Source organism: Streptomyces sp. AN091965, from assembly GCF_022698285.1.
In the GTDB taxonomy this organism is placed as follows: Bacteria; Actinomycetota; Actinomycetes; order Streptomycetales; family Streptomycetaceae; genus Streptomyces.
In genome coordinates, this window is sequence record NZ_JALDMY010000001.1 from 7,804,080 (window position 1) to 7,822,775 (window position 18,696).

At 74.0% G+C, this 18,696-nt stretch carries 11 protein-coding genes; 5 read left to right on the top strand and 6 right to left on the bottom strand.

What is annotated here, in order from left to right; genetic code table 11:
- Window positions 1–55 precede the first annotated feature (55 nt).
- On the top strand, window positions 56–817 hold the full coding sequence (locus tag MQV74_RS33150; RefSeq protein ID WP_242726275.1) for an SDR family oxidoreductase: 762 nt from the start codon (window positions 56–58) through the stop codon (window positions 815–817).
- 410 nt (window positions 818–1,227) lie between these two features.
- Window positions 1,228–2,331 (top strand): acyltransferase family protein, encoded by a 1,104-nt coding sequence (locus tag MQV74_RS33155; protein WP_242726277.1) that lies wholly within the window; start codon window positions 1,228–1,230, stop codon window positions 2,329–2,331.
- Between the two features lie 67 nt (window positions 2,332–2,398).
- On the opposite strand, the gene MQV74_RS33160 is transcribed toward MQV74_RS33155, so the two are convergent.
- Entirely contained in the window at window positions 2,399–3,622 is a 1,224-nt protein-coding gene (locus MQV74_RS33160; protein ID WP_242726279.1) for a glycoside hydrolase family 64 protein, read from the bottom strand.
- 413 nt (window positions 3,623–4,035) lie between these two features.
- On the opposite strand from MQV74_RS33160, the gene MQV74_RS33165 reads away from it, so the two are divergent.
- Window positions 4,036–4,296 carry a WhiB family transcriptional regulator gene (locus tag MQV74_RS33165; RefSeq protein WP_030668194.1) on the top strand — a complete coding sequence of 87 codons (261 nt, stop codon included), beginning with the start codon at window positions 4,036–4,038 and terminating at the stop codon, window positions 4,294–4,296.
- 39 nt (window positions 4,297–4,335) lie between these two features.
- Here MQV74_RS33165 and MQV74_RS33170 read toward each other — a convergent pair whose 3' ends face one another.
- Window positions 4,336–6,807, bottom strand: a complete 2,472-nt coding sequence (locus MQV74_RS33170; RefSeq protein ID WP_242726281.1) for a hypothetical protein — start codon at window positions 6,805–6,807, stop codon at window positions 4,336–4,338.
- A 148-nt stretch (window positions 6,808–6,955) separates the two neighbouring features.
- Between MQV74_RS33170 and MQV74_RS33175 the strand changes: the two genes are divergently transcribed.
- The gene (locus MQV74_RS33175) at window positions 6,956–10,378 is read left to right on the top strand and encodes a hypothetical protein (RefSeq protein WP_242726283.1); all 3,423 of its coding nucleotides are present in this window, start codon (window positions 6,956–6,958) and stop codon (window positions 10,376–10,378) included.
- A 468-nt stretch (window positions 10,379–10,846) separates the two neighbouring features.
- Here the strand turns inward: MQV74_RS33175 and MQV74_RS33180 are convergent, their stop codons facing one another.
- Entirely contained in the window at window positions 10,847–11,833 is a 987-nt protein-coding gene (locus MQV74_RS33180) for an acyl-ACP desaturase (RefSeq protein ID WP_242726285.1), read from the bottom strand.
- Between the two features lie 127 nt (window positions 11,834–11,960).
- Complete coding sequence (locus MQV74_RS33185) at window positions 11,961–13,205, bottom strand: PucR family transcriptional regulator (RefSeq protein WP_242726287.1); 1,245 nt, start codon at window positions 13,203–13,205, stop codon at window positions 11,961–11,963.
- A gap of 279 nt (window positions 13,206–13,484) precedes the next feature.
- Between MQV74_RS33185 and MQV74_RS33190 the strand changes: the two genes are divergently transcribed.
- Window positions 13,485–14,378, top strand: a complete 894-nt coding sequence (locus MQV74_RS33190; protein WP_242726289.1) for a DUF4394 domain-containing protein — start codon at window positions 13,485–13,487, stop codon at window positions 14,376–14,378.
- A 42-nt stretch (window positions 14,379–14,420) separates the two neighbouring features.
- Here MQV74_RS33190 and MQV74_RS33195 read toward each other — a convergent pair whose 3' ends face one another.
- A complete protein-coding gene (locus MQV74_RS33195; protein WP_242726292.1) occupies window positions 14,421–16,709 on the bottom strand; it encodes an ATP-binding cassette domain-containing protein in 2,289 nt (762 codons plus the stop codon).
- Window positions 16,710–16,719: 10 nt separating this feature from the next.
- Window positions 16,720–18,384 (bottom strand): ABC-F family ATP-binding cassette domain-containing protein, encoded by a 1,665-nt coding sequence (locus MQV74_RS33200; protein ID WP_242726293.1) that lies wholly within the window; start codon window positions 18,382–18,384, stop codon window positions 16,720–16,722.
- Window positions 18,385–18,696 lie beyond the last annotated feature (312 nt).

The window sequence follows — 18,696 nt, forward strand, 5'->3', positions numbered from 1 at the left end:
ATCCGGCGGCAGCGCCCGGGAACCCCCTCCCGGACCCCACGAGCGAGGAGTAGTCATGGCGGCATCGATCCTGGTCACGGGTGGTACGGGCACGCTCGGGCGGCTCGTCGTGCCGCTCCTGCGGACGGCCGGGCACGAGGTGCGGGTGCTCAGCAGGCACGCCCACGCGCCGGGTGACGGCATCACCTACGTCGCCGGTGACCTGGTCAAGGGCGAGGGCGTGGAGGAGGCCGTGGCCGGGGTCGACACCGTGCTGCACCTGGCGGGCGGCCCCAAGGGCGACGCCGAGGCGGCCGGGCACCTGGTGCGGGCGGCCCGGGCGGCGGGGGTGCGCCACCTGGTGTACATCTCGGTCATCGGGGCGGACCGGGTGCCGCTCGGGTGGTTCCGCTCGAAGCTGGCGGCCGAGCGCGCCGTGGCGGAGTCGGGCATTCCGTGGACCACGCTGCGTGCCGCCCAGTTCCACGACCTCGTGCTCACCATGGCCGAGAAGATGGCGAAGCTGCCCGTGCTGCCGGTCCCCGGCGGACTGCGCTTCCAGCCGGTCGACGCCCGGGAGGTGGCCGCGAGGCTCGCCGAGTTGACGCTCGGTGAACCGGCGGGCCTGGTGGCCGACCTGGCCGGGCCGAAGGTGTACGGCATGGGCGAGCTGAACCGCGGCTATCTGAAGGCGCGCGGCAAGCACCGCATCCTGATGCCGGTCCGCATGCCCGGCAAGGCGGGCCGCGCCTACCGCGCGGGCGAGAACCTCACGCTCGTCGGCGCGTCGGTCGGCGAGCGCACCTGGGAGGAATTCCTCGCCGAACGCGTGCGGTAGCCGGTCCCGGCCCGTGCCCCGGTGCGCGGTGCGCTGCCGCACGGCGTTCCGGATTCCTCCGGGTCCCGCGCCCGAACGCGGCCGTCGGGGCGGCGGTGCGGTGAAGCCTTCCTCCGCTTCCGCCCCCTCCGTACTGTCGGCGGTACACGGGCCGGGAAACCGGCGGTACCCGGGACAGCGAAAAGGCCGGGAAATCTTGCGGCGGGGATCTTCAACCGTCAGCCTCTATGGACGACTTGAGGATCTCGGGTGACCTGCTCGGCGGGGGCGCTCGCGGTTCGGCACGCGCGGGCCCGGGGGGCCCGCCACGGGCACGTGGTGCCCGCAACGGGGCAGCAGCAACCGGAGGATTTCCCATGGCCACAGATGCCGTACGTCCAAAACTGTCCAGACTTCCGTCCCTGAGCGGGATGCGATTCATCGCGGCTCTGCCGGTCTTCGCATTCCACGGGACCTCGGGGATGACGTTCCTGCGCGGTGATACCGGTGAGTTCTTCACCGACCTCTTCAAGGACGCGGGCACGCCGAGCGTGAGTTTCTTCTTCGTGCTGAGCGGTTTCATCCTGACCTGGTCGGCACGGCCGCGCGACACGGTGCCGGGCTTCTGGCGGCGCCGGATGATCAAGGTCTACCCGAACCACCTGCTCGCCTTCGCGGCCACCGTCGTGATCATGCTGCTCGCGTCCGACCCGTTCGAGGCGAAGAAGTTCTTCACCAGCCTCTTCCTCGTCCAGTCCTGGGTGCCGGAGCTGCCGGTGCTCACCGGTATGAACCCGGTGGCCTGGTCGCTGTCGTGCGAGGTCCTGTTCTATCTGAGCTTCCCGCTGCTGCTTCCGCTGGTGCGACGCCTCTCGGTGCGCGGCCTGTGGGTGGCGGCCGTGGTGCTCGCCGCCGTCCCCTGGCTCGCGGTCCTCTTCGCCCAGAACGTCATCGACGGCACCCCGCTGCTGCCGGGCCAGCCCCTCACCCACGAGCAGCTGTGGTTCGTGTACTTCTTCCCGGTGACCCGCATGGCCGAGTTCGTCCTCGGCATCGTGGTGGCGCGCCTCGTCCTCGGCGGGTTCGTGCCGCGCGTCGGCCTGGTCCCGGCCGCGCTGTTCGCGCTCGGCGGCTACCTCCTCAACGCCCAGGTGCCGTACCTCTACAGCGTCGGCGGCACGGCGGCCTTCTGGGTCGTGCCGCTCGTCGTCGCCGGCGCGACGGCCGACGTGCGCGGGACCCGATCGGCGATGCGCGGGCGCGTGATGGTCAAGCTCGGCGAGCTGTCGTTCGCCTTCTACCTGGTGCACGTCATGTTCCTGGTGTCGGCCCAGCGCTGGCTGGTCCAGGACATGTCGGACGGCGCCGCCCTCGCCACGCTCATCGGCTGCTTCGCGGGGAGCCTCGCCGTGGCCTACGCCCTGTTCACCTGGGTGGAGTCCCCCCTGGTCCGCAAGTTCGGCAGCGCTCCACGCCCGAAGCCGACCCCGGCCCCCGCCCCCGTCACGGAACCCCTCACGGCCGCGAAGGACTAGGCGGCCCACGGCGACGCGCGCGTGCCCCGGCCCTCCACGGGCCGGGGCACACGTCGTGGGGCGGGCGCTACGCCCCGACCGACACCGTGAAGCGGCGGGGGTTGCCGTCGTGGGCCGCGCCCGAGACGTCCGGCTGGCCGTCCGGGCGTACGTCGTCGTACGGGAAGGCGTAGCCGATGGGGGAGTTGGCGTGCACCACGCGGGCCCAGTGGTTGGTGACGGGGCCGCGGTAGTAGTCGGCGGCGGTCGTGCCGTTCGGCTGGGTGGGGTGGGTCAGCATGAGGCCGCGATTGAAGCCGGCGGCCAGCCGGGCGAGCAGGGCCTTCCTGTCGTCGGGGTCGGACGGGTTGTTGGCGAACGGGCCGTGGTCGCAGGTGAAGACGTCCTTCGAGGACGGCTTGGCGAAGGCGTGGCCGCCCGCGAAGGTGAGGGTCGCGCCCGAGACCCGGCCCGCGCGGACGCCCCGGCCGCCCTGGAGGTCGATCCGCAGGTCCGTCGAGCGGTACTTCTCCCAGACCTGGTCGACGTACGCCGTGAACAGGTCGCGGAACGGCATCTGGTCGGGGCGGTCGAAGTACGGCGCCATGACGTTCTGCGGCGAGATCACGCGCAGGACGCGACCGCCGCCGCGGATCACCAGCCTGTCCCACGGCTGCCCGTCCCGGCCCGCCTGTGCCACCAGGTCGGCGGCGATCCTGTCGACGGCCCCGTCGGGCAGCGGCGCCACGGTGTGCGTGGCGTCGCCCTCCAGGGTCAGGCCGATGGGCAGGGCCGTGACCAGGTCGACGTAGCTGATGTTCGCGTACAGCTGGGTGCTGTTGAAGGTGAACTCGCAGAACGACCACGTGCGGCCGTAGTGGGGGTCGGCCGGGGTGGCGAAGGCGGGCTCGACGAGCGCGGGGCCCGGGTTGAGGAAGAAGTCCAGCTTGTCGTCGCGCACGAAGTAGACCCGGGCGCCGTACATCTGGGGGAGGGTCAGGACCTTGGGCGCGGATCCGGCCGGGCCCAGCGGGATGGCGCAGTCGACGGCCAGTGGCGTCCGCGGGGCCGGGGGTGACTCCGGGCGGTGGACGCCGCCGTCCGGCCTGAGGAGCAGCCAGCGGCCGGTGCCGGGCTCGTGGCCGGTGACGTAGGCGCGGACCTGGCCCGGCAGGGACGCGTTCCGCAGGGCGAGTTCGCAGGTGGCGGGGGCCGCCTCGGCGCGCGGGCTGAGCGCGCCGCCCCAGGCGGGGTAGGTGAGGGCGCCCGCGGTGGCGGCGGATGACGTCAGGAACACTCTGCGCGAGATCACGGCATCTCTCTCCTGGCTGAAACGTGGGGGGAGTGGTGCAGGAGCGCGGCCCGGGTGCGCGGTGGTGCGTCGCTGTGCCTGAGGCACCCCTCACTGTCCCGGCCCCGAAAACGCGGCGTCAAGAGATGTGACTGAGAGCGCTCTCAGAATCTTTTTCGGCTTCACAAGGTGACGGCGGGCTCGGCGGAGGGTGACGGGAATCCGACCCCGCGCGGTCGTGGACGGGCCGCCCTCGGATTCTTGAAGCGACGCGGCGCGACGCGCCCGGTGCGCGCAAAGGTGCGACGGCGCCTTGCGCGGGCCCGTACGGTGGGTCATGCCGAACGGTCGGTCGCCCCTTGCCCCGGGGGCCCCGTACGCCGCGTTGATCGAACGTTGATCGGTTGTTTCGCGCTTTCGTCCACGATCGTTGCATGCACATTGACACCACGGTGACCGAAGCCGAACTGGCCTGGCAGGAGCAGGCGCTGTGCGCGCAGACCGGACCCGACTTCTTCTTCCCCGACCCCGGCAGCTCGGTGCGTGAGGCGAAGCGCATCTGCCGCCTCTGCGACATGCGCTCCGCCTGCCTCGCGTACGCGCTGGACAACGACGAGCGGTTCGGCGTCTGGGGCGGGCTCTCCGAGAAGGAGCGGCAGAGCCTGCGGCGCGAGAGGGTCTCGCGCACCGCTTGAGCGCCCGGCCGCGGCCCGCCCCGCCGCGGCCGCGGCCCGTCAGCCGTACGTGACCGTGAACCGCTCCGTGCCCGCGGGCACCTGCACGTCGTCGCCCGCGACCGGCAGCGGGCGCCCGTCCGCCGTGGCCGCCCGCACCGGGCCGAACCGGCACGGATAGACGTACCGCACGCCCTCCGGCGCGTCGGTGACGTCCACGGTCACCGTGCGCTCGCCCGCGTCGTGCGCGAGCCGGTAGCCGAAGGGGGCGCCGAACAGCGTCGGCGCCGCCCCGACCGCCACCGCCGCGCCGTCCGGCACCCAGTGCGGGCGCACGCCCGGCGCCACGTACACATGCGGGTCGCGGTCCTCGTCCGCCTCGAAGAAGAGGATGTCGCGGACGAGGAGCAGATACTCCGCCGCCGCCCAGCCGTGCGGGATGTCGCCCATGTACCAGTGGCGGTACGGCACCTCGCCGTAGTCGGAGGCGATGGGGAAGGCGTGCTGCTCGTTCCAGGCGCCGAGCGCCACCGCCCGGCCCTCGGTGCGCGGCGACGCGGCGGCCACGGTCCAGCCGAGCAGCGCGTCCGTCCGCGCCGGATCCCCGGCGAGCAGATACGCGTGCGCCAGCTGCATCGTCAGATACGGCCCGTACGCGTTCCACGCCGCCTCGTGCCGGAAGCCGCCGGTGACGAAGCGCGCGTACATCGTGTCGAGCGTCCAGCGCGCCGCCCGGTCGACGTCGCCGCCCAGCTTGTCGCCCATGTGCAGCCGCAGCGGATGGAAGTACGCCGCCGCGCCGATCATCGTCGAGTCGAGCCGCCCCACGTCACCAGGACCGGTCGGGATGTACGTCTCCCAGTCGCCGCGCCGCCGCTGCTCGGCCAGGACCCAGCGGATCGAGGCCGCCGTGGCCTGCTTCAGGTCGTCGAACGCCGCCCAGAGTTCGGCCACCTCGGGAGTGCCGAGGCGCTCGGCGAGCCGGGCCGCCTCGTAGAGGCCCGCCAGGCCCCACAGGTCGTCCCAGTAGTGCGGCTTGTCCCGCTCGCCGAGGTGCTCCGCGCTCCAGCCGCTGTGCAGCAGGCCGTACGGGTCCCGGTTGTCGCGCAGCCAGCGCGCGGCGTCGACGACGTACGGCGCGTACAGCTTCGCGCCGAACGCGGCGTCGCGGCCGCGCGTGCGGTCGAAGCGGCCGATCGCCCACAGCGCCTGGCCGTTGCTGTCCCACTCGCGGTCGTCCTTCTCGTGCGGGCCGCCGTAGAAGCCGTACTCGGCGCACGGCCCGATCCGGCCCGTGCCGCGGTTGAACCGCAGCGGGTAGTGCGTGCCCAGCTGGTGCTCCGCGAGGGCCGTGTCGCCCACGAGCGAACACGCCGTGGCCTCCACCGACGAGTCGCGGATCCAGAACGAGTCGTACACCGTCGGCCCGGGGTGGATCTCCCCGTGGTCGGACAGCACGAGCAGCTGCGCCCGGCACTGCCTGAACCGGTCCGCCAGGTGCGCCACGGGCTCCGGCAGCTCGGGCCGCACGCCCTGGCCGAGGAGCTTCGCCGTCCAGAACGCCCGGTTCGCCTCCTCCAGGTCCGCGGCGGGCGTCGCGCGCAGCTCCGCCAGGTCGTCCGCGCCGCTGTACAGGTCGACCGGAAGCCGCACGTCCAGCGTGAACACCCCGTCGTCCGCGACCCGGAACGGCCACGCGAACGCCGCGCTGCACAACCCCGCCACCTGGTCCTGCGCCTGGAGCGCCGCGTTGAGCTTGCCGCCGGTGACCAGGTCGTGGAAGGGGCTGCGGACCAGATACGCCCCGGGGTCCGTGGTGAAGTCCGGGTTGCCGTACACGCCGTAGTGCTCCGGCGGGGCGTCGAACACCGGGCCCCAGCCGCTGTTGGTCTCCACCCGCGCCTCGTCGGGGAGATACCGCAGGAACGTCAGGCGCCGGTCGGTGAGCTGCTCGCCGCGCCGGTCGTGCCGCTGGAAGCCGCTCGGCCCCGCGGGCAGCACCGCCGCGCACAGCCAGCCCTCGCGGGGGCGCCCGTCCGGGCTGCGCACCGCGAGACGGGTCACCGCCAGGTCCCGCTGCCGCGCACCGACCGCGGTGGCGAACGTCCGCTGCTCGTACGCGACGCCGTCCGCCGAGCGGAACGCCGTCACCACCACGGGCAGGTGCGGTGCCTCGACGCGCTGCTCCACCGCGCCGCCCTCGGCCAGCTGCGGAAGGCGCACGGTGCCCGCCGCCGGGTCGTACAGGAAGAAGGCCAGACAGTACTTGTCGTAGACCGGCTCGATCTCGCCCGCCTGGCCGACCAGGGACTCCTGGCGGTGGTCCTTCACCCCCACCATGTGCCAGTAGCGGTACAGGGCGTTGGAGGCGAAGGCGGCCTCCTTCGACGCGTACGTGCCCTGGTCGAAGTCGTCGCTCCAGCGCCGGAAGGCGGCCTGCGCCCACCACGGCACGGGGTGGGGCACCCGTGCCCGGTCCGCCCACCCGCGCCACATGACCTCGTAGAACATCCACTCGTGTGTCTGTGCCACGCCTTTCCACCCCCAGGGGCCGACGATGTGCCCAAGCGCTCCGCTGGAGTCACCGCGGTGGGTCCGGGCCGTCTCCCGCCAACATGGCACCGTTTCCGTGGGTCGTAAATCGGTACGTCCGGCCGGGTGCGCCGGGCAGAATCGGCGCATGGCTCGCCCCGATCCGGCCGCTGAGGCCGCCCGTCTGCTCGCCGGCCTCGATCCGCTGCCGTACCCGGAACGGATGCGGCAGCTCGCCCGCGTCGGGCAGGCACGCCGCGGCGAGGTGCGGGAGTGGCTCCCGGTCCTCGAGGGCGGCGCGGCCGCGCCCGGGGCCGGCCGCCGCTGGGGCCGCACCCGGCGGGGACGCGACAGCACGGGCCGGTTCGTGCCCGGCCGCGCCCACGAACGCGGCGTCGCGGTGCTGCTCGCCGCCGTCACCGGGGACACCGCGTGGATCGCGGCCCGCCTCGCCGACCCCGACGCGTTCGTCCGCGGCCACGCCCTGCGCGCCGCCGACGCCGTGGGCGTGCCCGACACCGCCTTCGAGGCCGCGCTCGCCGACGCGCCCCAGGCCGTGCGCCGCCATCTGCTGCGCGCGCTCGCCGCCGGGCACCGCACCGCCCTCGCCGACCGGCTCGTCGACGGCGTCCGGCGGGACTGGGGCGACGCCGAGGCGGCCCGTCTCCTCCCCGGCTGCTCCGACGACGTGGTGGTCCGTCTGCTGCCCGAAGTCCTGTACGCCGTGCGCGCCTTGAGCGCGCTCGCCAAGCGGCACCACGGCGTCCTGCTCGACGTCGTCACGCGCGAACTCGCCGCCGCGCCCGACGCCCTGCGCGACGCCTGCTGGGAGCGGTGCGGTGCGGCCCTCGCCGCGGGCGCGGAACACGATCCGCTGCGCGTACTGGACCTCCTGGAGCGGTACGCGCCGACCCGCTTCCCCAGCCAACTCAGCCCCCGCATCGGGGTGTTCGCCGCCGTCGCGCCCGGCCGGGTGCTGCGGCTCCTCACCGGCGAGTGGGGCGCGGCGATCCGTCGCAGCGGCCGGCTGACCCGGTCCGTGCTGCGCCGCCTCGCCCGGCACGGCGGCCCCGGCCTCACCGCCTACGCCCGCTCCGTCGCCGACGACTCCGCCGCCCTCACCCTGCTGCTCGCCGCGCACCCGCCCGCCGCCCGGCCCGCGCTGTACGCGGCCGCCGTCGAGGGCCGCGGGCCCGGGGCCGCCACCGTCGACAGCGCCCTGTGGGACGTCCTGCCGCGCCACGCCGCCGCCGAGGAGGCCCGCCGCGTCGCCGTCCGAGCCCGTGCGGAGGGCGCGTACTGGACCACGGTGCTCGCCGCCGAGTCCCATCTGCCGTGCGCGGAGGTCCGCGAGCGCCTCGTCGCCGCCACGCGGCGCCCCGTCGCCGACGACCGCGCCGAGGCCTGGCCGTTCCTCGTTCGCAACGCGGCCCGCTCCCGCGACGCGTCTGAAGTCGCCCTCGTCGTACGGGACATGGCCGAGCGTCTCGCCAACGAACAGGACCCGGTGCGCTCCGAGGCCCTGTACGCGCTCTCCGCCGTGCGGCCCGCGCTGCTCACCCCCGACGCCGTGCCGCATCTCGACCGGATCGCCGCCGACGCCGTGGCCGCGCGCGACTGCTCGTACGACACCAGGGACGCGCTCAGCTCCCTCGCGCTCGCCGTGCTGCGCGAACACGCCGGCAACCCCCGCACCGAGCTGGTGGGGTGGGGGCTGCGCACCCTCACCCTCCTGACCGGGAGCACCGGGCGCGCCGACTTCGGGCGGCTCGACCGGGCGCTGCGGCGCGGCCAGGAACACGCGGTGTACGAGGCGCTGCGGCCCTGGATCGAGGCGGGTGCGGAGAAGGCGGACCACGGCCTGGTGTTCGCCCTCGCCCGCGCCGTCGGGCGCCGCGCGCGGGGCATGGCCGCGCTCCAGGAGCTGCTGGGGCAGGCGGTCCGGAGCGGCGACAACCCCACGGCGGCCACGGCGATCGGCCTGTGGCTCGATGCCGCGCCGACCTCGGCCGAGCGGGACGACCGCGTCGCGCGCGTCCTCGCCCGGGAGCCCTCGGCGGCCGCCCTCGACCCCGTGCGCACCGTCCTCACCCACCGCCGCACCGACCTGCTCGACCCGCTGCTCGGTACGCGGCCGCCGTACGGCCGCTTCCTCGCCGCGGGGTCCGCCTGGACGCTGCGCGCCGCGCCCTGGGCGGTGCGGCGCTGGACGGCCGGGCAACAGGAGGCGTGGGCGCGGCAGTTGGGGGCCGCCGTGGCCGACGAGAAGCTGCCGCTCGCGGAGCGCGCCGCCGCGCTCGCCCGCTGCGCGGCCGTGCCCGGCGCCGGGGCGGACCTCGCCCGGCACTGGAGCGCGGCCGGCGACGTACGCCTCGCCGAGGCGGGCCTCGCCGCGCTCGCCCGCACGGACCGGCCCGGCGACGCCGTGTCCGCGCTGCTCGCGCACGCGGGCGACGAGCGGGCGCGGGTCGCGGTGTACGCGGCGGGCCGGGCCTCCCGGTACGCCGCGCCTTCGCTGCTCGCCGGGCCGCTGCGCGAGGTCCTCACCGGGCCCGGGGCCAAGGTCACCAGCCGCAAGGAGGCCGCGCGGCTCGCGGCCACCCGCCTTCCCGCGACGGCGGCGGCCGACCTGCTGCGCGAGGCGTACCGGGCGCCGGGCGCCCACCCGGACGTGCGGGCCGCGTGCGTGGCGTCCTGCGGCGGGCTGCTCGGCGAGGCGCCCGTGGGGGAGCTGCTCGCCGACGCCGTGCGGGGCGAGCCCGCGTCGCGGTTCGCCGTCCTGCGGATGTCGCCCCTGGACGTCGCGCCCGCGCACCGGGAGCGGTACGCGCGCCTCGTGTGCGACGTGGGTGCGGCCGACGCCGCCGGGACGGCGGTCCTCGCCTTCGGCGTGCTGCCCCGGTGGGCGCCGTGGTCGGCCGGGGTCGCGGAGGTGCTCGGCGCGGCCTGCGCGGATCTGGAGCGGGGCCGGGCCGTGTGGCAGGCGGCCGCGGACGGCCTGGTCACGGCGGCGGTCACGGCCGTCGGGGGCGACGAGGCCCTGTGCCGGGCGCTCGCCTCGCTGGCCGCCGTGCCCGGGGACGCGGGGCTCGGGGCCCGGCGGCGGGTCGAGCACGTGGTCGCGCGGCTCGTGGTGCGGCAGGGGACGGCGGGGCGGTCGGTGGCCCGGCGCGCGGGAGAACTCCTCACCGCGTACGAGGACTTCAGGCCGCAGGCCGTGGGGCTGCTGGTGGCCGCGGTGGAGGTCGGCGGGGCGGCGGTGGGGCCGGCCCTGGAGCGGGTCGCGGAGCTGCACGAGGGGCGGCCCGTCCTTGCCGGGGCGACCGCGCGGGCCCTGGCGGAGCGCCTGGCCGGGGTGGACGCCTCCCTCGCCGGGGCGGCCCTGCTGCCCGTGGCCCGGGCCCTGGCCGCGGGCCACGGCCCCGCCCGGCCCCTCTTCGCCGTCTCCCTCGCCCAGACCCTGGGCTCCCGCACGGGCTGGCCCCCGCCGTGGCGCGACCTCCTCACGGCTCTGCGCCGCCATGCCCTCCCCGACACCAGGGACGCGGCGCTGGCGGTGCCCTTGCCGTAGCCGCACCACGGTCCCGGCGGACCTGGGGCGGACCCTGGCTCCCCAGCGCCGGACGGCACCCGGGGCTGTGCCCCTGTCCTCCACGCGGGGCGGCACCTGGGGCGGTCCCTGGCGCTGGGCCCCTGCTCCTGCGGTTGCTCGGCACCCGGGGCTGTGCCCACCCGTCCCGCCCTGCGGGACGATTGCCCACAGCGGGGAGGCGCACGGTCCGGCCCACCCGCCCCGGGCCGGCGTCGGGGCCGCTTCCCGCGGCCGGGGCGGCCCCACCCACCGGCCCCCGGCCCAGTGCCGGGGACGGCTCCCGCGGCGTGGCCCGCCCCGCCCACCCGCCCCCGTCGGGGCACGGGGCGGCGCCACTCGCAGCGCGGAGCGTCGGGGTCGGGCCCGCGGAGCCGGGGCGGTATCGGGTGGGGGGGGTGGGGAGGAAGGCCCGGCGCGGTAGCGGTGGGGCTGTTGGCCGGGCCGGTCTCAGGCCCGGGCCTTGGCCCCGGTCCTGGCGTCGATGCGTGCCTGGCGGGCCGCGAGCCGCTCGTCGAAGCGCCGCGCCTCCCCGTCGAGCCCGTCGAGGAAGAGCCCGAGCTCCTCCTGGGCCCGCGCCCCCTCCGGGCCGAGCCCGGGAACGCTCATGATCTTGAGGAAGCGCAGCACGGGCTGGAGCACGTCGTCGTGGTGGATGCGGAGGTTGTACACCCCGCCGATGGCCATCTTCGCGGCGGCCCGCTCGAAGCCGGGAATGCCGTGCCCGGGCATGCGGAAGCCGACGACGACGTCCCGTACGGCCATCATCGTGGCGTCGGGCGCGAGGTCGAAGGCGGCCCGGAGGAGGTTGCGGTAGAAGACCATGTGCAGGTTCTCGTCGGTGGCGATGCGCGCCAGCATCCGGTCGCAGACCGGGTCGCCCGACTGGTGCCCGGTGTTGCGGTGGGAGATGCGGGTGGCCAGCTCCTGGAAGGCCACGTACGCGACCGAGTGAAGCATCGAGTGCCGGTTGTCCGACTCGAACCCCTCGCTCATGTGTGCCATACGGAAACGTTCCAGCTCGTCCGGGTCCACCGCGCGGGAGGCGAGGAGGTAGTCCCGCATGACGATGCCGTGGCGGCCCTCCTCGGCTGTCCAGCGGTGCACCCAGGTGCCCCAGGCCCCGTCGCGCCCGAAGAGCGTGGCGATCTCGTGGTGGTAGCTCGGAAGGTTGTCCTCGGTGAGGAGGTTGACGACGAGGGCGATGCGCCCGACGTCGGTGACGGGCGACTGCCCGACCGCCCAGGCCTCGCCGTCCTCGAACTGGCCGGGGAAGTTCCGCGCGTCGGAGAACGGCACGTACTCGTGCGGCATCCAGTCCTTGGCGACCTTCAGATGGCGGTTGAGCTCCTGCTCGACCACTTCCTCCAGCGCGTACAGCAACCGGGCGTCGGTCCAGGTGTCCGGGCTGCCGAGGTGGGGAGAGGTGAGCGTCACGGGTGCTCCAGGGGGAGGGGGAGGGGGGACGGAAGGGGGCGCCACGGGGTGCCGCGAGCGGGGTTACCTACGGCATCGTAGGTTACGTTCCCGTAGGTTAAACCCGCAGTAAAGAGTGACGGTGGTCTCAGCGCACCGCCAGGCGCCGCGTGACGGCCGCGCTGAGGACCCGTACGCCCCGCGTCGAGCCCGGCGCGAGACCGGTGAGGTCACGGACCCGGCGCAGCCGGTAGTCGAGGGTGCGGGGGTGCACGTTGAGGGCGGCCGCCGTGGCTCCCCGGTCCATGTCGTGGTGGTAGTAGGCGTCGAGAGTGAGTACGAGGTCCGGCCCGGGTTCGAGGTGCCGGGCCACTGTAGCGAGCCAGGAGTCGACGAACGGCACGTCCACGACAGCGAGTTCGACGAAGACGTCCGCCGCGGTGTGCGGCCGCAGCCGGGCGGGCGCCCGGCGCAGCGGGGTCGCCCGGCTGATCCGCCGGGCTCCTTCCAGGGCGTCGGCGAGCTCCGCGACCGGTGCGGTGGCGGTGCCCGCGGCGCAGGGGCGGCCGACGGCTCCGGCGAAGTCCCGCACGAGGTCGAGAGCGAGGTCGGGCACGGGGTCGAACACGAGCCCGGGGAGGCGATCGGGTGCGCGGTCGGTCACGGTGCGTGGCCCCGGGTCCGGGTCGGTGCCGGGGACCAGCGCGATCAGCTCGCCGCCCCCGTCGCCCGCCGGGCACCACACCATCGGCACCCGGTGGGTCTTCACCAGCGCCTCGACCTCGCGCTCCGGGCCGTGCCGGCCCCCCGCCCCGTGCGGCACCCGGATCACCGTCACCGCGAAGGACCCGGGCAGCTCCATGTCCACGGCCGCGGCGAGCTCCGCCGCCATGGGGTCGTCGGCGAGGAGCGCCCTGGCGAGCAGGGCGACCTGTTCGACGTACGGCAGACGGCGGCTCAGGGCGGTCACGAATCCCTGGCAGTAGGCGGCGATGCCGCGCTCGCCCTGCGGGGCGAACCAGCTCATCATCCGCAGGAGTTCCTCGGCGCCGCCGCCGGGCTGCGCTTCGACGGCCTCGTTGATCTCGCGCAGCATCAGCGCGGTGTGCAGGCGCAGGACCCGCTGCCGTGACTCCAGGGACATCCCCGAGCCGCCCCGCACCTCGCCCATCGAGGCGATGTCGGCCAGGTCGCTCGCCGTCAACGGGGTGTTGTCCGGAGACAGTTCGAGCGTCCGGCGGCGCAGCCACACCGCGTACTCCAGCGTCTCGGCCCGCGCGCGCGTGTCGGCGTCCAGGGAGGCGAACTCCGGGATCTCGCGCGTGTACGTCTCTACCTCCCGGCGCGCGCTGTTCGCCGCTTGCCGGGCCAGCTCGGCGAAGAGGCTCCCCATGGCCGAGAGCATGCCACCGCGCGCGAAGGGCCCGACAGGGGGAATCCGGTCGGCGTTCACACCTCGCACACATTCCGGCCGGGGAGGCGGGCGTTCGTTTGTCACCGCGCGCAAAGTTCCGCGAACGGGGCGCCCTTGTCCCGGCAAGCGCTTGTCGGCCCCCGGTGACCTGGGCTTAATGGGAACCCTGCACCCGCCCGTGGGGGGAACGCCGTGGCGATCGGGACACCTCGCATGTGCCCCATGACGTATTCAAGGAACAACGGGAGGGAACCACCGATGAAGATTCGCAGCGGAACGCACGGCAGAAGGAGATTCGCGGCGGCGGTCGCACTCCTCACCGCGTCGACAGCGCTCGTGATGGGCGCGCCCGGCACCGGCTCGGCGGCGCCCGCCGCCACACCGAGCCTCCAGGCGTACGGGATCAGCAGCGACGGCCTCTCGATGGCCGCGTTCAAGACCGACAATCCGCAGCAACTGGACTGGGTGCGGGACATCGTCGGCCTCAAGGGTGACCAGAAGGTGGTCGGCATCGACTTCCGCGTCCAGGACGGCAAGCTGTACGGGGTCGGCGACAAGGGCGGGATCTACACGTTCAAGTGGCCGCCCGAGGTCCCGGCCCCGACCGCCACCAAGGTCTCCCAGCTCCAGTTCGACCTGTACGGCACCAACTTCGGCGTCGACTTCAACCCGGCGGCCGACCGGCTCCGGGTGATCAGTGACAACGGCCAGAACCTGCGGCACAACCTGAACGACCACACCACGGTCGAGGACGGCGTCCTCACCACTCCGCCCACACCCGGGTTGGCCAGGGGTGTCAGCGCGGCCGCCTATACGAACAATGACCTGAACGGGGCCACCGGCACCCTCTTGTTCGACATCGACACCAAGCTGGACCAGCTGGTCGTCCAGGCCCCGGCCAACAACGGCACCCTGTCGTCGGTCGGTTCCCTGGGCGTCGACGCGGGGCCCAACGCGGGCCTCGACATCTACAGCACCCTCTCGGGCGGCAAGACCGTCTCGAACGCGGGCTTCGCCATCCTCGGCCCGCCGTCCGGCACGGTGAAGTCCAGCCTCTACAACGTCAACCTGTTCACCGGCGAGACCGAGCTCATCGGCCGGTTCCCCGCCGTGGACATCACGGACCTGGCCATCTCCCTCACCGGCAAGTGAACACGCGCCGCGGCCCGGCGACCACCGGGCCGCGGTGAAGGCCTACGCGACCACCGCGCGACGCAGGTGTTCCGCCGTGAACGACCCCTCGGCGGCGAGCAGTTGGCGCGGCGTCCCCTCGAAGACGACGCGGCCGCCGTGCTTGCCGCCGTCGGGGCCGAGGTCGATGACCCAGTCCGCGTGCCGGACGACGTCCAGGTTGTGCTCGACGACCAGGACGGTGTTCCCGGCGTCGACGAGCCGGTCGAGCAGGGTGAGGAGCCCGTCGACGTCCGCCATGTGCAGCCCGGTCGTCGGCTCGTCCAGGACGTACGTCGTCCCGGTCCTGTGCAGCTGGGTGGCCAGCTTGATGCGCTGGCGCTCGCCGCCCGAGAGGGTGCTCAGCGGTTGCCCCAGGGTGAGATAGGTGAGCCCGACGTCCCGCAGGGCGCCGAGGCGGCGGCGCACCGCCGGGTCGGGGAAGTCCGCCAGGAAGCCGAGGGCCTGCTCGGCGGTCATGTCCAGGACGTCCGCGATCGAGCGGCCGCCCACGGTCAGCCGGAGCACCTCCTGCTTGAACCGCCGCCCGGCGCACTCCTCGCAGGTCGTCGTCACCGGGTCCATGAACGCCAGGTCGCTGTAGCTGACGCCACGGCCCTGGCAACGCTCGCACGCGCCGCTGGAGTTGAAGCTGAACAGGCCCGGCTGCGTGCCCGTGTGCCGGGCGAACAGGGCCCGTACGCGGTCCATGACCCCCAGATAGGTCGCCGGGGTCGACCGGGCCGAGATGCCGATGGCCGACTGGTCGACGACCACGGCGTCCGGGTGCTGCGCGGTGAACGCCCCGGCGACGAGCGTGCTCTTGCCCGAGCCCGCGACACCGGTGACCGCGGTGAGCACACCGAGGGGCACGCGGACGCTGACGTTCTGGAGGTTGTGCAGGTCCGCGCCCTTGATCCAGGCGCCGCCGACGGGTTCGCGCGGCTGCTCCTTCACCCGCGCGGGGCGCCGCAGGGCGCGGCCGGTCGGGGTGTCGGCGGCGCGCAGCTCGTCCGGGGTGCCCTCGAAGACGACCCGGCCGCCGTGGGTGCCCGCGCCCGGGCCCATGTCGACGACGTGGTCGGCGATCTCGATGACGTCCGGGTCGTGCTCGACGACCAGGACGGTGTTGCCCTTGTCGCGCAGGCGCAGCAGCAGATCGCCCAGGCGCCCCACGTCCCTCGGGTGCAGGCCGACGCTCGGCTCGTCGAAGATGTACGTCATCCCGGTGAGGCTGGAGCCGAGGTGCCGGACCATCTTCAGGCGCTGGCCCTCGCCGCCGGAGAGCGTGGAGGTCTCGCGGTCGAGACTGAGGTAGCCGAGGCCGATCGCCTCGACGCGTTCGAGCGCGGCGACGGCGGCCCGGGCGACGGGGCCCGCGACCGGGCCCTCGACGCGGTCGAGCTCCGCGATGAGGTCGGTGACCTCCATGCGGGCGCAGTCGGCGATGCTCAGGCCGTTGATGCGGCTGGCCAGCGCCGCCGGGTTGAGCCGCGCGCCCGCGCAGGCGGGGCAGCGGCCCTCGACGAGGAAGCCCTGCACCAGGTCGCGGGTCTTCTGCGACAGGGCCGACAGGTCGCGGTGGAGGTAGAGGCGCTCGAAGCGGTCGGCGAGGCCCTCGAAGTCGATGGCGCGGGCGCCGCCGGTGTTGTCGACGCTGACCTTCCTGGTGTCCCGGCGCCCGCGCAGCAGGAAGTGCCGCTCCTCGGCGGTGAAGTCGCCGAGCGGCTTGTGCGGGTCGAGGTCGGGGGAGTTGGTGTACGTCTGCCCCTGCCAGGTCCCGGCGGCGAACGGCGGGAACAGGACCGCGCCGTCCGCCAGGCACCTGGCCGGATCCAGGATGCGGTCGTAGTCGGGCCGCACGGTGCGGCCGAGCCCGGCGCACTCCGGACACATGCCGCTCGGGTCGTTGAAGGAGTACGCGGTGGCCGGGCCCGCGCTCGGGCTGCCGTGCCGCGAGAACAGGACCCGCATCACCGAGTAGATGTCCGTCATCGTGCCGACGGTGGACCGGGAGTGGCCGCCGATCGGCTTCTGGTCGACGACGATCGCGGGCGCCAGGTCCTCGATGGCGTCCGCCTGCGGCCGCTCGTACTTCGGCAGGCGGTTGCGGACGAACCAGGTGAAGGTCTCGTTGAGCTGGCGCTGCGACTCGACGGCGACGGTGTCGAAGACGACCGACGACTTGCCCGAGCCGGACACGCCGGTGAAGACGGTGAGCCTGCCCTTCGGGATGCGCAGGCCCACCTCCTTCAGATTGTTCTCGCGGGCGCCGGTGAGGGTGATGTGGCCATGGTCGGTAGCTGCGTGCATACCGCCGAAGCTATTCGGGATACCCGACAGCTCCTGTCTGGATTTCCATGTTCTCCCGGTGGTTTCCCGTGATCTCCTTGATCTCGCCGTCGAGCAGCAGCCAGCGCGTGATGCCGATCGACTCCAGGAACGGCACGTCGTGGCTGGCCACGACCAGCGCGCCCTCGTACGCCTCCAGGGCCGAGGACAGCTGCCGCACGCTCGCCATGTCGAGGTTGTTCGTCGGCTCGTCGAGCAGGAGCAGCTGGGGCGCCGGCTCGGCCAGCATGAGCGCCGCGAGCGCCGCCCGGAACCGCTCGCCGCCCGACAGGGTCGCCGCCTGCTGGTCGGCCTTGGCGCCCCGGAACAGGAAGCGGGCGAGGCGGGCCCGGACCCGGTTGTTGGTCGCGTCCGGGGCCTGCCGCGCCACGTTCTCGGCGACGGTCAGATCGTCGTCGAGCACGTCGAGCCGCTGCGGCAAGAAGCGCAGCGGCACGTGGGCGAGCGCCTCACCGCCGACCGGTGCGAGGTCCCCGCCGATGGTCCGCAGGAGCGTGGTCTTGCCCGCGCCGTTGCGGCCCACGAGCGCGACCCGCTCCGGTCCCCGCAGCTCGAACTCGCCCCGTACGCGCGCCCCGTAACGCAGCGTCAGATTGCTGAGGGTGAGGACGGTGCGGCCCGGCGGCACCGCCGTGTGGGGCAGGTCGACGCGGATGTCGTCGTCGTCCCGCACGGCCTCGACCGCGTCGTCGAGGCGCTCCTTGGCCTCGGCGAGCTTCTCCTCGTGCAGGATGCGGTGCTTGCCCGCGGACTCCTGGGCGGCCCGCTTGCGGTTGCCCATGACGATCTTCGGCTCGCGCCTCTGGTCCCACATCTTCTGGCCGTACCGCTTGCGCCTGGCCAATTTGACCTGGGCGTCGGCCAGTTCGCGCTTCTGCTTGCGCAGATCGGCCTCGGCGACGCGCACCATGCGCTCCGCCGCCTCCTGCTCCACGGCCAGCGCCTCCTCGTACGCGGAGAAGTTCCCGCCGTACCAGGTGACCTCGCCCTCGTGCAGATCGGCGATCTGGTCGACGCGGTCCAGGAGTTCGCGGTCGTGGCTGACCACCACGAGCACGCCGGACCAGGCGTCGACGGCCGCGTACAGGCGGCGCCGGGCGTACAGGTCGAGGTTGTTGGTGGGCTCGTCGAGCAGCAGGACGCCGGGCCTGCGCAGCAGCAGCGCGGCCAGGCGAAGCAGCACCGACTCGCCGCCGGACACCTCGCCCGTGGTGCGGTCGAGGCCGATGTGGCCGAGCCCGAGCTGGTCGAGCGTCGCCCGGGCGCGCTCCTCGACGTCCCAGTCGTCGCCGACGGCGGTGAAGTGCTCCTCGCGCACGTCGCCCGCCTCGATGGCGTGCAGGGCGGCGCGCGTCCCGGCGATGCCGAGGACCTCCTCGACCCGCAGGGCGGTGCCGAGGGTGATGTTCTGCGGCAGGTAGCCGACGTCGTCGGCGGTGCGCACGGTGCCCTCGGCCGGGGCGAGTTCGCCCGCCACGAGCTTCAGGAGCGTGGACTTGCCCGAGCCGTTGCGGCCGATGAGCCCGGTCCTGCCGGGGCCGAACGCGGCCTGGAGGCCCTCGAAGACGGAGGTGCCGTCGGGCCAGGCGAAGGACAGCGACGTACAGGTGATGGACGGGGTGGGGACGGTAGACATACGGCCTCGCGGTTGCTCGGTGGTGTGAAGGGGGCAACGCGTGTGAGACACCGCGGGGGCCGGACGTGGCGGGCCTGAGGGGCCGGACACGGAAGGAGGGCCCTGTGCCGGGGCGGGACGGCTCGTACGCCGAGGTCGCACGCGACGCACACAGCGGTGGAACGGCTGTGTGACGCGGTGTCTCAAGACCTCAGACGAGCAACGTCCTTCTCCAATCGGCGGCAACAGAAGCGGTACCACCGTAAGAAGCGCCCGGAAGCGCTGTCAACACGATTTCCCTCCGCCCCGGGCGCGGGCGCGGGTGCGTCGTCC

Coding starts and splice junctions, on each gene's coding strand:
- MQV74_RS33150 (WP_242726275.1), top strand. CDS start 56: ATGGCGGCATCGATCCTGGTCACGGGTGGTACGGGCACGCTCGGGCGG.
- MQV74_RS33155 (WP_242726277.1), top strand. CDS start 1,228: ATGCGATTCATCGCGGCTCTGCCGGTCTTCGCATTCCACGGGACCTCG.
- MQV74_RS33165 (WP_030668194.1), top strand. CDS start 4,036: ATGCACATTGACACCACGGTGACCGAAGCCGAACTGGCCTGGCAGGAG.
- MQV74_RS33175 (WP_242726283.1), top strand. CDS start 6,956: ATGGCTCGCCCCGATCCGGCCGCTGAGGCCGCCCGTCTGCTCGCCGGC.
- MQV74_RS33185 (WP_242726287.1), bottom strand. CDS start 13,205: ATGGGGAGCCTCTTCGCCGAGCTGGCCCGGCAAGCGGCGAACAGCGCG.
- MQV74_RS33190 (WP_242726289.1), top strand. CDS start 13,485: ATGAAGATTCGCAGCGGAACGCACGGCAGAAGGAGATTCGCGGCGGCG.
- MQV74_RS33195 (WP_242726292.1), bottom strand. CDS start 16,709: ATGCACGCAGCTACCGACCATGGCCACATCACCCTCACCGGCGCCCGC.
- MQV74_RS33200 (WP_242726293.1), bottom strand. CDS start 18,384: ATGTCTACCGTCCCCACCCCGTCCATCACCTGTACGTCGCTGTCCTTC.